The sequence below is a fragment of the Bradyrhizobium sp. NP1 genome (genome assembly GCF_030378205.1).
Lineage (GTDB): Bacteria > Pseudomonadota > Alphaproteobacteria > Rhizobiales > Xanthobacteraceae > Bradyrhizobium.
Genome location: NZ_CP127385.1, coordinates 1073511 through 1087793, shown reverse-complemented (window position 1 = coordinate 1087793; position 14283 = coordinate 1073511). Strand labels below are relative to the sequence as shown.

Below are 14283 nucleotides of genomic sequence, written 5' to 3'. Positions count from 1 at the left end.
GTGCATCGCACAATCAATACTCCAACGATTTCTCGTTTATTTTTGAATTTCCGCTAATCTCGATTCACGTCCCGACGTCTCATTGAGTGAGTCGAAATGTTCCTTAGACAGTTTCGCTATCTGGTTGCAGTTGCAGAAGAACGTCACTTCGGGCGCGCTGCCCAGCGTTGCAACGTCACGCAACCGAGTCTTTCCAGCGGGATAAGGCAGCTTGAATACGAACTCGGTGTACCGATCTTCTTGCGCGGTCGCGGCCAGCGCTTTCAGGGACTGACGGCAGAGGGTGACCGCGTTGCGATATGGTCTCGCGCTGTGCTCGCTCACTGCGACGCGATGCGCAAAGAGATCGAGACCATGAAGCAGAACCTCACCGGGCATCTTCGCATGGGCGTGATGCCGTCGATGTCGCCGGTGCTGCCGTTTCTGCTGCAGGACTTGCGGGAAAAATATCCCAGCCTGCGCGTCGACGTTCAATTCATCGGTAACGAGGCGATGAAGCTTGGACTCAACAATTTCACGCTCGACGTCGCGATGACGTATCTCGACAAGGCAGATCTCGGGCGCAAGAACACGCTCTCGGTCTACCGGGAGCAGTTGAGCCTTCTCGTCCCTGATACGGCAAGATACCAGAATCGAAAAACGATCACGTGGAAAGAGGCCGCAGAGTACCCATTGGCGATGCTGCGTCCCTCGATGCATGAACGCCGGTTTGTCGATCAGGTGTTTGCCAGCATCGGGTGCGCGCCAGAGGCAAGGGTCGAATCCGAATCGATTTTGCACTTGATGTTCCAGGTTCAATTCACCGAACTCTGCACGATCATCCCGTCGCATTTCGTCCACGCACCCGGGCTTCATCCCGGGACGCGCGCGCTTCCTCTGGTCGACCCGATTGTCAGTCAGGAGGTCGGCTTGTTCTGGACCGAGGGAGAAATCATGCTGCCCATGGCGGCGGCATTCGTTTCCGTCGTGCGCAAAATGAACAAGTCCGGCGAGTTGCGTAAGCGCCTCGAAGGCAGTCACGATGGCATCTATGATCGACCGGAGACGACACCACGACAGTCCAGGGCGTGACCTGCGTCGCGGCCCGAACCCTGCGGGCGTCACGCCGTTCCCGTTGTCAAGAAGGCAAATGCCATTGCGGCGGGATCGCTGGCGGCAAGCATTTCGGACGCTGTGAGGATCAATCGTGCCCGCCCCCTTCCCGCTCCGTTCTTTGCCGGATGCTCCCGATAAAAATATGGCTCCGGGTTCTCGGCATCGCCCGGGGTAAATCCGACGTCCAGCCCTCCGGACTCGACATGCGACGCGCGAAGAGCGAGCGTCTGTGGCCGGCAGATGATGGAGGCTTGCTTATCGCCTTCCCTCCAGGCCGCCGCATCAAGGATCGCCGCGGCTTTCCGAAACCAGGCCGTCAGCTGCGTCAGGCCCTTTTGGCACGATTGCGGAGAGTGATCGTTGGCATCGCCGGTCATCAGATCGGGGACATGATGAGGCAATTTCTTCGAGAACTTCGCGCGATCGACACCGTGATGCAGCAGTTCAACCAGCAGCCACGCCTCGACCTCCGCCGGCGAGCGTTCTTCGGGATCAAAGACGTGTGGCACCGCCTTGGTGTCCTTGTGAAACTGCAGTTCCAGCGACGGCAAATAAAGTGCGAGGGTCAGATTCCCGTCGAAAGGCTTGGTGACGAAAGTTGCAGAGACTGGCCGGTACTCGAGGCAAATGCGCTCTTCCAGCAAGCGTGCCGGCAGATAGCTGTTCTCGATCCTGGCCAGCCATTGCAGGAGATTGATCGTCTCCACCCTCGCCCGCGCAAGCGCATCGAGATCGAGCGGCCGGACCGACTGCCATGCTGCGGAATCGATCAACGGTCTTGCGGCCGTCCTAGCTGAACTTGTCATATCGAATGTCCCGGCTCGTCATGCCGCAAGCAAGTAGCCGCCGGATCGCGCCGTCGACCATGACCGGCGGCCCCGCGACAAAGGCGATCGCGTCCCCGGCCCCGTCGGCAATCGCCTTGCCGGCGACCTCGTGAACGAAACCGCTCTCAAGCCGCAGTGATGGATAATCGGCGTGAAATGGTGTCATCGCAGCTTCGTCCGACAGCGCGATCGTGACGTCGAGATTCCCATGCGAATCGACGACGTACCGCGCGAGCGTCTCAAGGTAGAATGCATCCTGCAGCGTCCGCACGCCAAAAAATACCGAGCCCTTGTGCTCGCTGAAGTAATCCGCCTGAACTGCGCATTCGAGGATGGACATGATTCCGGCGATCCCCGATCCACCGGCAATGCTAACGATGTCCTTGCCCTCGCCCGGACGAAAGACTGCGCGTCCAAGTGGACCGAAGACGGCCACTTCCGGATCGCCCTGCGGACCGTCGAATAGCCAGTCGGTGAAGCGGCCGCCAGGCTTACGTTTGACGACCAGCTCTATCCGGTGCACCTCCGTATCGAAGTTGACCATCGAATAGGCCCGTCCCCCCGTCACGTCGGGGCAATCGATAACGACGAATTGCCCGGCCTCGAAACTCATCGGTGCCGAAAGGTCGACATCGAACCGGGCCACGTCCCTCGTGACTTTTCGAATATTGCGAATGATCCCGCGACGCAGCGCGGGGGGCGTGTCCATCGCGCCGATTTCCGACGGGACCTTAAGGACGCAATCTGAACTCGCGATCGTCTGACACATCAGGATGTCGCCTTTTTCCGGCTTGAGCCTTGCGCCGCCGGGAGCCTCCTTCCAGCGCACCTCGACATCGCCCGCCGCTACGCGCGCACGGCAGGTTCCGCAGGTGCCGGTCGCACATTCATAGGGAAGACCAATGCCCTGCCGAAGCCCGGCATGTAGAATCGCCTCGCTATCTCCGCAATCGATAGTCGTTTCGCCGCTCTTGCTCTGGATTGTTATCTTCATCTGCTACCGAGGACGGGCATGGCTGGAGCAGCTATTTGAAAAAGTCGTCGTCGTCATCCTCGGTCTCGAATTCGTACACCAACTCCTCTTCGATATTGACGAGGATCAACCCATCCTCGTGCTTGAGCTCGTAGGCCTTGAGGGGCTTTTCAGTCTCACCCTGCATTTCGAGCGTATCGAGTTTCCAGGCCCACAGATGCTTGGTGCAGGTCAGGATGCAGCGCACGACGACGCCGGATTCTTCCAGCGGCTCTTCCATATGCGGGCAGACCGGCGGGATGGCGCGGTAGCCGGCGCCGTAATTGACCAGGAGGACCGGAATGCCCTCGACGTCAAACTTCCTGACCGTATTCGCGGCAACATCGTCCGACCCGCATATGCGTTTCCACGTCATCTCTAGCTTCTTTCACCCTTGCATAGGCGCGGCGCAGCGTTTCGCGCTCCGGCAAACGCCATCAAATCGGCCAGTGCGAACCCTTGTCCAGCCGACGATTTTCGATCCGCACCTCGCGACTGAGAAAGCTCGCCTTGCCACCGTCGACCTTCAAGGTGTCGATATACTTTCCGACCAGGAACAAGCGGCTCTCGCCAGCATCGATGTGAGAGTTGATACCATCAAGGAGGTTTTGAAAGACGACGACGGAACTGATCGCCTTGGCCGACTGCGCCGCTTCATCGACATCGACGGTGTAGAGCGACGTGTGCCGGGTCAAAGGCGAATGATCGGTATTATGCTTCGGCAGCAGCTTGATCATGCTCGCAAGACCTTTCAGGTCATGTGCGAGATAAGTCAGGTCCTTGTTTATTTCCGGGCTCCAGGCACGGATGGCATATTGAAACTTTTCGTCGCAAAGGGATAGCCAACCGTCCCAATCCTGCCGGTCGAGCAGAAGGCTCGACCGATAAACGGCGTCACGAACGAGAGCGTATACGTCCACAGCAAATCCCCATTGAGTCAAAGCCTGACAGCTGCGCAGGCGCGCGGCCGCGCGCCGGCTTCCGACCAGGGCATCTACCCGGCCGGGCGGAAGTCTCGTTAGCTACTCCGCCGCCACCGAGACAGCCTCGGCATACGGTTGTTCGGGATGGTTCGGCATTCGATTCATCCAGCGGCCCCACTCTTCGTAATAGTGCCGCATGCCGTTCTCGTCGTGGATCGTCTGGTTCTCGTGGCGACCGTGAAGAATTCGCCGCGGCTCCGAACCGGTCTGCATAGTCGTGCCCTGCCCCTGCACGCCGATGAGATCTTCATGCAGATTGCGGCCGAACGGCCCCCAGATCGAATTGTGGTGATTGATACGGGTCTGCCGCTCCTCCGAAGTATCGCGCTTGAGCCCGAGGCCGCGGAATTCGATCATGACCTTGTCCGGACCAAGCGGCGTCACGATGTCGCAGCGCAGTGCCGAACCGCGCAGGTTGAAGTTCATGCCCGGGAACATGTCGATCATGTACCATTGATTGGGAGGCAGATGCGGGAACGAGAGCGCCGCACGGCTGTCGAAGCCTTCGTACTTCTCGTAATTGACCTCGAATGTGCCGACGACAATGTGGCCGTGCTCGAACGATTCGTTCTTGCGGGCGAAGTACGCGTCGTTAAAGCCGGTGACGCGGTTATGGTAATGCATGAAGTCGTGATAGAATTCGCAATTGGTGTCGTGCCAGAGCTTGTAGTTCGCGTTCACGATCGCCTTGTGGTAGTGAAAAACCTCCAGCGGCTCGGCGTCCAGCGTCTTGCGCAGGCAGCCAAAGGCAGGCGCGGCCCAATCCTCGAGAGACACCTTCGGATTGTCGTCAAGATTGACCCAGACGAAGCCGCCGAACTTCACTTCGCAGCGCAGCCGGCGCAGGCCGACGTCTTCCTTGCACAAGCGATCCTGAAAGCCTTCCTTTTCGCGGCTGATGTAGACGCAGTTGCCGCGCATGTCGTATTGCCAGGCATGGAACATGCAGGTCATGCGCTTGGGATTTCCTGACGGCTGCCCCTCGAGGAAGCTGCCGGCCGGCCGGCGCTCGATGATCATGCCGCGATGCGGGCAGACGTTGAGAAACGCGCGCACTTCATTGTCGGGACCGCGACATACGATCACGGGCTCGCGCGCAATCGACATGGTTCGAAAGTCGTATGCCTTGGGCAGCTCGGACTCGTGGCACACGGGAATCCAGGTCTTCGAGAAGATCTTTTCGATCTCTTCCTCATAGATCTGCGGGTCGGAATAGATACGACTATCCACCCATTCATTGGCCTTCAATTTGGGCTCTGAAAGCCATTGGGCATGGTTTTTGGCTGCCACGGCGCTCGCTCCTGTGAAAAAGGTCCGGCCGACCTTACTGCGGCGTACATTACGTGCCGTGGTGCCATCGACGCTAGATGGACCTCAATCGAAGCTGATTATCTAACAATAGACTGAGCTTTAGGTGAGGGGCGTGGGATACCAGCTCGTTTTGGCTCAATTGTGTGGGTTTCCCGAGTCCAATCATAGGTCTGCTCTATCGACTCATTTGGAAGAACGATTTTGTCCCAAATGAACCGTGCTGGCATGCTAACGTCCAGTTTGGAGCTCTGCGCGAGATCGACACGTGCAATATGGATACAACAACCTGAAGTTATCCGCGAAGATCTGAAGAAACCGCAAGAGTTTCGATGCGTCATAAAGAGACACGGGGGGGTGCAATGAAGCACAAGCGCAAAGTCGGCAGAGGCTCCACAACATCAACATGGACGCTTGGCTTGGTCCTCGCTGTCCTATGTTCGATCGTAACAATTCTCGCTGGCACCCGCATTGCCGGCGCCGCGGCATCGAAGTCCTACGGCAAGCCGGGCGATCCGATCGAACTCGTGATCGGCTATCAGCCCTACTACACAGAGTCATGGTCCGGCTTGATCATGCGGGACAAGAAATTCTACGAGAAATACCTGCCGAAGGGCTCCACTGTCACCTTTCAGATCGGCCTGCAGGGCGCGATCATCGTCAACGGGATGTTGGCTGGAAAGGTCGACGTCGGTTACGTCGGCGACATGCCTGGGATCGTTTCCACCAGCCATCCGGAAGTCCGCGACGTCCGTATTGTTTCCGTGCTCGGCCTCGGGCTCGACCAATGCAACATTTTTCTGGCCCGCAACGACGCGCCCCATTTCGCGACGCCTGATGAGGGGTTGAAGTGGCTGGACGGCAAGATTGTCGCAGTGCCGAAGGGAAGCTGTACCGACCGCTTCGCACAAGCGGTATTCAAGGAACGGAAGATCACGCCGTCCGAATACCTGAACCAGAGCATCGAGGTCATTACCAGCGGCTTCCGGGCCGGCAAGCTGGACGCCGCCGTGATCTGGGAACCGACGGCGTCGCGTCTTGTCCAGGAGGGACTGGCACGCAGGATCGCGTCTGGAGCGTCGGTCAACGAGCGCGATGGCGGCTTCCTGGTGATGCCGCAAGCGCTGATCGAGCAACGGCCCGATGTCGTCAAGGGGTGGCTTGAGGCCGAACTCGACGCCGTTCTCTACTTCGCTGACGCCAAGAACGCGATGGATATCGCAAAGATGGCAGCAGGCCAGACCACGGGCTTCACCGAGAAGGCGCTCTGGGCGTCTGCCTTCGGACAGACCCCGAAATCCGAGGGTGGCACCGATATCCGCATTACGCTGCCTTACGGGTTTACGCCCGAGGCGAACGAACTGATCCAGAAGGCCTCGAAGTTCCTGGTCGAGATCAAGAGCATCCAGTCAGAGATCCGGCCCGAGGCGGTCGTGCCTCAGTTCACCGCGGACATTCTCAAGGCACACAACCTGACGGCGCCTGTGGGGGAAGTCAAAGCGCTTCCGACCGAGATGTACACGGGGAAATGAAATCTGCCGCGGAGCGGCTTCTTTAACAGCTGACTTAGCACCCCATGGAGCAGGCGCGAGACGAAATTATCGCCAGCGCCGACACGAACGAGAGCGAGTCATACAGGACAGGCGGCAAGATGAGCGAAGCAATGGCGTCCGACGTTCGAAGCCTTGGCGCGGGGCAGGCTGGTGGTCAGGCTTCCCGGAAGCAGACCCCCCTTGCCGTCGCCATGTATCGGTTTTCGCTTTGGTTGCGAAGTCCGCGGCCCTACCTGATGTTGACCGGCTTCATCCTGTTTCTCGGCTTCTGGTACGTTGCCGTCGAGGTTTGGAAACTCCCCCGCTTCGCCGAAATGCCAGGGCCGACCGAGGTCATGCATGAATGGCTCAGCGAGAATCCTACCTACGGATTGTCAGTATTCCTCCCCGAATACTACCTTCATATCTGGGTAAGCACCCGGCGTATTGCGATAGCATTCTTTCTCGCAACGGCGATCGGCGTGCCGCTTGGACTGTTTCTCGGATGGTCGAAACGATTCAAACAATATGTCTTTCCGGTTTTTGAATTGCTACGACCGGTGCCGCCGCTGGCTTGGGTGCCACTCGCGATCGTTATGTTTCAGGGATCGGAAACACCCGTCATTTTTCTGACCTTCCTGGCATCGTTTTATGCCACCGCTCTCAACACCATGCTCGGCGTTGAATCGATCGACGAATCCTACATTCGCGCAGCGAGTTGCCTCGGCGCAAAGCGCTGGCAGGTCTTTCGTCACGTTATTGTTCCGGCGGCGCTGCCCTTCATCTTTACCGGGTTGCAGATCTCAATCGGCGTCGCCTGGTTTTCTCTCGTGGCCGGCGAAATGGTTTCCGGACAATACGGCCTCGGCTACGTCATCAACACCTCCTACACCATGGTCCGCTATCCCACGATCATCATCGGAATGGCGACGCTTGGGATCGTAGGATACACCACCAGTGCCGCGATCCGTCTGCTTGGCGACCATATGATGCAGTGGCGTACCCGAGAACTCGCACTCGGAGCAGACAAGTGACCGCCCAACCGTCGACAAGCCTGAGCACGCCCGACGCGCAGCTCCGATCAGCCAAGGCCCATCCCGCAACTGCGCGGACAGGCGGCGTCCGCATCGTTGACGCCGTCAAGACGTACGGCAAGCAGGGCGCTGGTGTCCTCGCCGTTGACCACTGCACGTTCGACGTTCCCGCGGGCGAAATCACGGTCGTCGTCGGCCCTTCCGGCTGCGGCAAAACGACCCTTCTCAATGCGATTGCCGGCTTTCATAGCCTGTCGTCCGGCAGCATCTATCTCGACGACCAGATGCTGTGCGGCCCGGGTAAACCGAAGGCCGATCCCGGCCCGGACCGTATCGTTGTCTTCCAGAACGGCGCCCTGTTTCCATGGAAGACAAATATCGAAAATGTGGCGTTTGGACCCGTCATGCAGGGAATCATGACCAAGGCCGAAGCTTACGATAAAGCCCGAAGCATGATGGCGGATGCCGGATTGCGCGACATCGAGAATGACTATCCGGGTGAAATCTCGTCAGGCGTCCGGCGTCGCGTGGAAATCGTTCGCGCGCTGATGACGGATCCCAAGATCCTGTTGCTCGACGAACCCTATCGCGCGCTCGACTCGCTCACCAAGTCGGTGATGCACGAATCCCTGCTCGAGATTTTCTACAGGAACCGCGTGACGATCTTCTTCATTACGCACGATCTCGAGGAGGCAATTTTTCTCGGCCACCGCGTCGTGATCATGACTAGCAGACCCTGCCGGCCGAAGAAAATTCTCGACATCGATATTCCGCATCCGCGTGACTACAGCGTCCTGACGACGAAACGCTTCCGCGAGTTCATGGATGAAACGGCAGCCGCGGTCCACGAAGAAGCAATCAAGGCATTTGCCGCCGGTGAGAAGGAACGCTGAGATGAATTGGGGCGTTGCCACTGCGTCGAAGATCGGCGGATTTCTGGCCGGTGAAGATTTTTGGCGCGGCGTCGTCGCTATCGTTGCCTTCCTGATCTTCTGGGAGGCGGGCTCGCGCTCTTCAAGCTGGCTCGGCTTCGCGTTGCCCTGGATATCCAAGATTCCGCCGCCGGTGGCAGTGCTGCAGGAACTGTTCAAGCTCGTTCAGGACCCGAGTTTCTGGCAGAGCGCATTTCTGAGCACATTGCGCGTATTCGAGGGATTTTTTGCCGCCATGCTGGTTGGCATTCCGCTCGGCCTCGCGATGGCGGTCAGCAGGACCTTCTATGGGATCACGTTTCCGGTTTTTGAAGTGCTGCGACCGATCCCCCCGCTCGCATGGGTACCAGCATCGATCATCTTCTGGCCCACTCAAGAACTTTCGATCGCGTTCGTCACGTTCCTCGGCGCTTTCTTCACGATCGTGATCAACGTTGTCGGCGGCGCGCAGTCAATTGACGTCCGCTACTTTCAGGCCGCTCGATCGATGGGCTCATCGACCTGGGACATTTTCAGACGCATCATCCTGCCCGCAACACTGCCCTCAATGGCCGTCGGTGCGACCGTCGGCGTCGGCATAACCTGGGCGGTGGTCGTGGCCGCCGAAATGATCTCCGGCGGAGGAAGCGGCGCCGGCGGAGGGCTCGGCTTCTTCATCTGGAATTCTTATGTCGGCGGATCATACACCCAAATCGTCGCCGGCATGATCAGCATCGGGATCGCCGGTTATATCTCCAGCGCAGTGCTGCGAAAGGCGGGTACGTGGGCAACTCCCTGGCTCAACGAAGGCTGAAAGACGGTCCGACCCCAATGCAGCAAATGACAGCAATTTCCTCACTCGACGCAAACAGCGTACGTTCCCTCGGCAGCGAAATCAGCGTTCGAGGCGTCAGCAAATCCTATGGAGCCGAACGATTCGCAAAGCAGGTCATCCGCAACTGCAATTTCACGCTCGAGCGTGGCAAGTTGACGGTGATGATTGGTCCGTCCGGATGCGGCAAGAGCACATTGATTCGCCTCCTTGCCGGTTTCGAACGCCCCACAAGCGGCACCATTACCGTTGACGGCAAGCCCATGACGGGACCTGGCGTCGATCGCCTCGTCGTGTTCCAGGAGACGGCGCTGTTTCCGTGGATGTCGACCTACGACAACATCATGTACGGCCCGCGCGCCCGTGGACAGGACACTCCTGAGATGCGCGAGCATGCGGAGATGCTGTTGCAGAAGGTCGGCCTCTCTGCGTTCCGCAAGAAATATCCATCGCAACTTTCGGGTGGGATGCAACGACGGGCGGAGCTTGCCCGCGCGATGATCAACGAACCGAACGTCATGATCCTCGACGAGCCATTCCGCGGGCTCGACGCCATGACTAAGCGACTGATGCAGGAATACTACGCGAATCTCTACAGCGAATTCGGACGTACGACCTTCTTCGTAACAACCGACATCGACGAGGCGATCTATCTTGCCGATCGCATTCTGATCATGACCAATATCCCGACCGAGGTCCGCGCGTCGATCGAGGTCAATTTGCCTCGTCCCCGCAACGTCGAAAACATCACGGAAAGCGACGAGGCCAATGCAATAAAGATGCAGGCCCTCGCGCTGCTGCACGAGGAGGCCATGAAGTCTTTCGTCCGGGGCAGCAAGGCCGCCGCGGACTTCGTTGAAGCTTACTCAAAACGCGTCAATAGAGAATGACAAGCTGGCGTAGGCCCGCATCGAGACCGCGAAAAACAATCGACTCAACCGAAAGAATATCTTCGTGACGGCAACTATAATCAATGGCAACGCAGTTGCAGCCGAGATCCGCAACGACTGCCGCGAGCGCGTGAAGCGTATTGTAGCTCGAGGCGCGACGCCGCCGGGCCTGGCAGTAATACTCGTTGGATCGGATCCCGCATCGGAGATCTATGTACGAAACAAGATTCGCGCGTGCAGAGACGTTGGAATTCGTTCGGTCGAAGTTCGTTTTCCACCTGACGTAAACCAGCGATCGGTTATCGAAAGAATCGGGGTTCTCAACGACGATCCGTCCATTCACGGTATTCTTGTCCAGCTTCCGCTGCCGCCTTCGTTCGATATCGCAAAAATATTGCATGCGATCTCCGTCGAGAAGGACGTGGATGGATTTCATCTCTACAACGTGGGAGGGCTCGTAGCCGGCGGAACGGTATTCCCGCCCTGCACTCCCTTTGGAGTCGTGAAACTACTTGAACACGAGCGCATCCCGATCGAGGGCAAAAATGTCGTCGTTGTAGGGGCGAGCAATATAGTGGGCAAGCCAATGGCATTGATGCTGATGCAGCACGAAGCGACTGTCAGCATTTGCCACGCCAAGACGAGGGACTTGGCGCAATTCACGATCCTGGCTGACATTCTGATTGTAGCCGCCGGAAAGCCGAAGCTTATTCTTCCGCAGATGGTTCGCACCGGCGCCGTGGTTATCGACGTGGGTATCAATCGTCTCAAGGACGGCACCCTCGTCGGCGACGTCGATTTCGACGGCGTTGCGGCAAAGGCATCCTACATCACGCCCGTGCCCGGCGGAGTAGGCCCTATGACTGTGTCCATGCTGCTTTACAATACAATTGGGTCCTGCGAACGACGGCATCAAGTGACAAAGCCGGCTTCGACGAGCGATACGAACACACTGGTCGCCGCAAAATAAGCCAGCCGCCTCAATGAGCCCTTTGGCAACCTGCCGGTCAAGCCCCGCCAGGGACTTTGCTCAATAACTCACGTTTGACCGAGGCTGGACGTTTGGCTCAGCGTCGACGGCGCGAGCGGTCAGACAGCTTGGCCAAGTGCAGGGGAATCTGGCTGAAGCCGCTGCTTCTCGCGTACAGCAATGATGTTGATGCGCTCGGCATTTCGAAGATGGGTTTCAGCGTGCCGGATCCCGTCCCGATCAAAATAGACCAACGATTCGGCCGTCGGCGCCGACATCAATCGAGTCGGCTGCAGGCAGCTTGGGGAGGCCCGGCATTGTCATGATCTCACCGCAAACTGCTACGACGAATTCGGCGCCAGCCGAAAGCCGCACTTCCCGCACATTGATTGTATGTTCGACCGGAGCACCCTTGGCGTCCGGATTGGTCGAGAAGCTGTACTGAGTCTTGGCGATACAGACCGGGAGTCTGCGGAAACCCATGTCCTCCCAGGCCTTGAGCTGGTCCTTGACCGACTTGTCAGCAACGACGTCCTTTGCGCGGTATATTTCGCGTGCAATGGTTTCGATCTTTTCGAAGAGCGGCATCTCGTCCGGATAAAGCAACTTGAGCTTTCCGTTGCCGGAATCGATCGCCTTGACTACTGCCTTGGCGACATCGGCGGCCCCCGGACCGCCCAAGGCCCAATGATCAGCCATCACCGCCTCGACGCCGAGCGACTCGCACTTCTCCTTGACCAGAGCAATCTCGGCGTCAGTATCGGCCGAGAAACGGTTGATCGAGATCACCGCAGGTAAGCCGAACTTCTTCACGTTCTCGACGTGGCGGCGTAAATTGCTGATGCCTGCGTTCAGCGCTGAAAGATCTTCCTTCTTGAGATCTTCCTTTTTGACGCCGCCGTGCATCTTGAGCGCTCGGATGGTGGCGACGATGACGACGCAGGACGGCTCCAGATCCGCCTTGCGGCACTTGATATCGATGAACTTCTCCGCGCCGAGATCGGCACCGAAGCCCGCTTCCGTTACTACATAGTCGGCGAGCTTGAGCGCAGTGGTGGTGGCGACGACCGAATTGCAGCCATGGGCAATGTTGGCAAATGGACCACCGTGGATGAAGGCAGGCGTGCCTTCCAGCGTCTGCACCAGATTTGGCGCAATGGCCTCCTTCAGAAGGGCTGTCATGGCACCGTGCGCCTTGATATCCCTGCCGCGGATCGGTTTACGGTCGCGGGTATAGGCGACAATGACATTACCGAGCCGTTCCCTCAGATCATCGAGGTCTTTGGCGAGACAAAAGATCGCCATGACCTCGGACGCGACAGTGATGTCGAATCCCGCCTCGCGCGCGTAGCCGTTGGTGGCGCCACCGAGCGAGCAGACGATCTCGCGCAGGGCGCGGTCGTTCATATCGATAACGCGGCGCCAAGCGACCCGCCGGCTGTCGATACCGAGCGGATTGCCCCAATAGATGTGGTTATCAATCAATGCCGACAACAGATTATGGGCCGAGGTAATGGCATGAAAGTCGCCGGTGAAATGGAGATTTATGTCCTCCATTGGAATTACTTGGGCATATCCACCTCCAGCAGCCCCGCCCTTCATGCCGAAGGATGGACCAAGCGACGGTTCGCGAAGGCAGAGCATCGCCTTCTTGCCGATGTGGTTGAGCGCGTCCGTAAGGCCGACTGTGGTCGTGGTCTTGCCCTCGCCGGCCGGCGTCGGCGTGATTGCTGTCACCAGGATCAGCTTGCCGTTTGGCCTGTCCTTGAGAGACTTGACGTAGTCCATCGAAACCTTGGCCTTGTAGTGGCCGTATGGTTCAAGGTTCTCCGCCGCAATACCCAGTTTTTCTTTGGCGATGTCCAGGATTCGCCGTTTGGTGGCTGACTGCGAAATCTCGATGTCAGATTTTGGCGACTGATGTTGTGAGGCCGGCATTGGAGTTCCGATCAACGAGCGTGCACTGGCATGGGATCAAGCGGTCTTTTTGGTCGCTGACCGCAGCTCGTCGACCTTACGTTCCCACTTCATCTCCTGTGCGAAGAGCAGACACTCTTCGGGGTTCATGAAGACCGTTTCCTTCTCAGCCGGATAAGCGCGGTTCACAACGTCGCTCATGTATCGGGAGATGACGTCTTCCATGATCGGAATCAGATCGGTGTAGATGCGCGAATGGCGCGGCACATGCTCCTCCCAGAGATGGAAGAGGTCCGAAGAGATGATATGCACGCCGTGCGCGCGGTTTCCCGCGCCCAGGCTGATGACCGGCACCGGCAGCGTCTGCGCCAGATATTCGGCAACCTCAGACGTCGTCACTTCGCACAGGATCGAGAAGCAGCCGGCGTCAACCATCGCCCTGGCGTCCTCGACCATTTCCTTGGCTCGCCTGGCCGTCTTGCCTTGCGCGACAAACCCGCCAAGCTGCGGCATCCGCATCGGCGTGATGCCGATATGGCCCTGTACCGGGATCCCGGCGCGCACGATCGCTTCGATATTCCTGGCGTGATGCTTGTTGCCTTCGCATTTCATCACTTCGGCATTGGCTTCGTGCACAAAGCGGCCGGCATTGGCCACCGCCTGCTCCGGCGAGACGTGGAAGCTCCAATAAGGCATGTCCACCATGCGCAGGCCGTATTTCGAGCCGCGGTCGATCGCCTTCGACATCATCATGACCTCGTCGAAGCTCACCGAGACCGTGCTCTTGTGGCCGAACAGGATCATGCCGCCGGTATCCGAGACGCACAGGATGTCCATGCCAAGGCGGTCGGCGACTACCGCAGTGCGATAATCATACGCGGCGAGCTGCGTGATCGGCTCGCCCTTCTTCATCTTCGCCATCAATGTGTTGATGGTGACCTTTTTCCGTGCCGGTGCATCAGCCATAGCCCA

14 protein-coding genes are annotated in these 14283 nt (G+C 58.4%); 7 read left to right on the top strand and 7 right to left on the bottom strand.

The features are described 5' to 3' along the window. The first annotated feature begins 96 nt into the window (after nt 1–96). Complete coding sequence (locus tag QOU61_RS05105) at nt 97–1071, top strand: LysR substrate-binding domain-containing protein (RefSeq protein ID WP_289657043.1); 975 nt, start codon at nt 97–99, stop codon at nt 1069–1071. 29 nt (nt 1072–1100) lie between these two features. Here the strand turns inward: QOU61_RS05105 and QOU61_RS05100 are convergent, their stop codons facing one another. The 5 genes from QOU61_RS05100 to QOU61_RS05080 form a co-directional block, all read right to left on the bottom strand. Continuing rightward, nucleotides 1101–1868 carry a hypothetical protein gene (locus QOU61_RS05100; RefSeq protein ID WP_289657042.1) on the bottom strand — a complete coding sequence of 256 codons (768 nt, stop codon included), beginning with the start codon at nt 1866–1868 and terminating at the stop codon, nt 1101–1103. Between the two features lie 16 nt (nt 1869–1884). Then, nucleotides 1885–2916 (bottom strand): 2Fe-2S iron-sulfur cluster-binding protein, encoded by a 1032-nt coding sequence (locus tag QOU61_RS05095; protein ID WP_289657041.1) that lies wholly within the window; start codon nt 2914–2916, stop codon nt 1885–1887. Between the two features lie 31 nt (nt 2917–2947). Continuing rightward, nucleotides 2948–3310: a Rieske 2Fe-2S domain-containing protein gene (locus QOU61_RS05090; protein ID WP_289657040.1), complete on the bottom strand. Its 363-nt coding sequence runs from the start codon at nt 3308–3310 to the stop codon at nt 2948–2950. 61 nt (nt 3311–3371) lie between these two features. Continuing rightward, nucleotides 3372–3854, bottom strand: a complete 483-nt coding sequence (locus tag QOU61_RS05085; protein WP_289657039.1) for an aromatic-ring-hydroxylating dioxygenase subunit beta — start codon at nt 3852–3854, stop codon at nt 3372–3374. A 102-nt stretch (nt 3855–3956) separates the two neighbouring features. Continuing rightward, nucleotides 3957–5207, bottom strand: coding sequence for an aromatic ring-hydroxylating oxygenase subunit alpha (locus QOU61_RS05080; RefSeq protein WP_289657038.1), 1251 nt, complete (start codon nt 5205–5207; stop codon nt 3957–3959). Between the two features lie 380 nt (nt 5208–5587). Here QOU61_RS05080 and QOU61_RS05075 point away from each other — a divergent pair, with 380 nt between their 5' ends. The 6 genes from QOU61_RS05075 (at nt 5588) to folD (ending at nt 11394) form a co-directional block, all read left to right on the top strand. Further along, the gene (locus QOU61_RS05075) at nt 5588–6757 is read left to right on the top strand and encodes an ABC transporter substrate-binding protein (RefSeq protein ID WP_289657037.1); all 1170 of its coding nucleotides are present in this window, start codon (nt 5588–5590) and stop codon (nt 6755–6757) included. A 44-nt stretch (nt 6758–6801) separates the two neighbouring features. Then, nucleotides 6802–7791, top strand: coding sequence for an ABC transporter permease (locus QOU61_RS05070; protein WP_289657036.1), 990 nt, complete (start codon nt 6802–6804; stop codon nt 7789–7791). Next, nucleotides 7788–8684 (top strand): ABC transporter ATP-binding protein, encoded by an 897-nt coding sequence (locus tag QOU61_RS05065; protein ID WP_289657035.1) that lies wholly within the window; start codon nt 7788–7790, stop codon nt 8682–8684. Before QOU61_RS05070 ends, QOU61_RS05065 begins: the two co-directional genes overlap by 4 nt. After that, the gene (locus QOU61_RS05060) at nt 8617–9516 is read left to right on the top strand and encodes an ABC transporter permease (RefSeq protein ID WP_289657034.1); all 900 of its coding nucleotides are present in this window, start codon (nt 8617–8619) and stop codon (nt 9514–9516) included. Before QOU61_RS05065 ends, QOU61_RS05060 begins: the two co-directional genes overlap by 68 nt. A gap of 26 nt (nt 9517–9542) precedes the next feature. Continuing rightward, the gene (locus QOU61_RS05055; protein WP_289657033.1) at nt 9543–10424 is read left to right on the top strand and encodes an ABC transporter ATP-binding protein; all 882 of its coding nucleotides are present in this window, start codon (nt 9543–9545) and stop codon (nt 10422–10424) included. Between the two features lie 64 nt (nt 10425–10488). Next, a complete protein-coding gene (gene folD / locus QOU61_RS05050; RefSeq protein ID WP_289657032.1) occupies nt 10489–11394 on the top strand; it encodes a bifunctional methylenetetrahydrofolate dehydrogenase/methenyltetrahydrofolate cyclohydrolase FolD in 906 nt (301 codons plus the stop codon). A 240-nt stretch (nt 11395–11634) separates the two neighbouring features. Here folD and QOU61_RS05045 read toward each other — a convergent pair whose 3' ends face one another. Next, a complete protein-coding gene (locus QOU61_RS05045) occupies nt 11635–13332 on the bottom strand; it encodes a formate--tetrahydrofolate ligase (RefSeq protein WP_289657031.1) in 1698 nt (565 codons plus the stop codon). 36 nt (nt 13333–13368) lie between these two features. Then, nucleotides 13369–14277, bottom strand: coding sequence for a 3-methyl-2-oxobutanoate hydroxymethyltransferase (gene panB / locus QOU61_RS05040; protein WP_289657030.1), 909 nt, complete (start codon nt 14275–14277; stop codon nt 13369–13371). Nucleotides 14278–14283 lie beyond the last annotated feature (6 nt).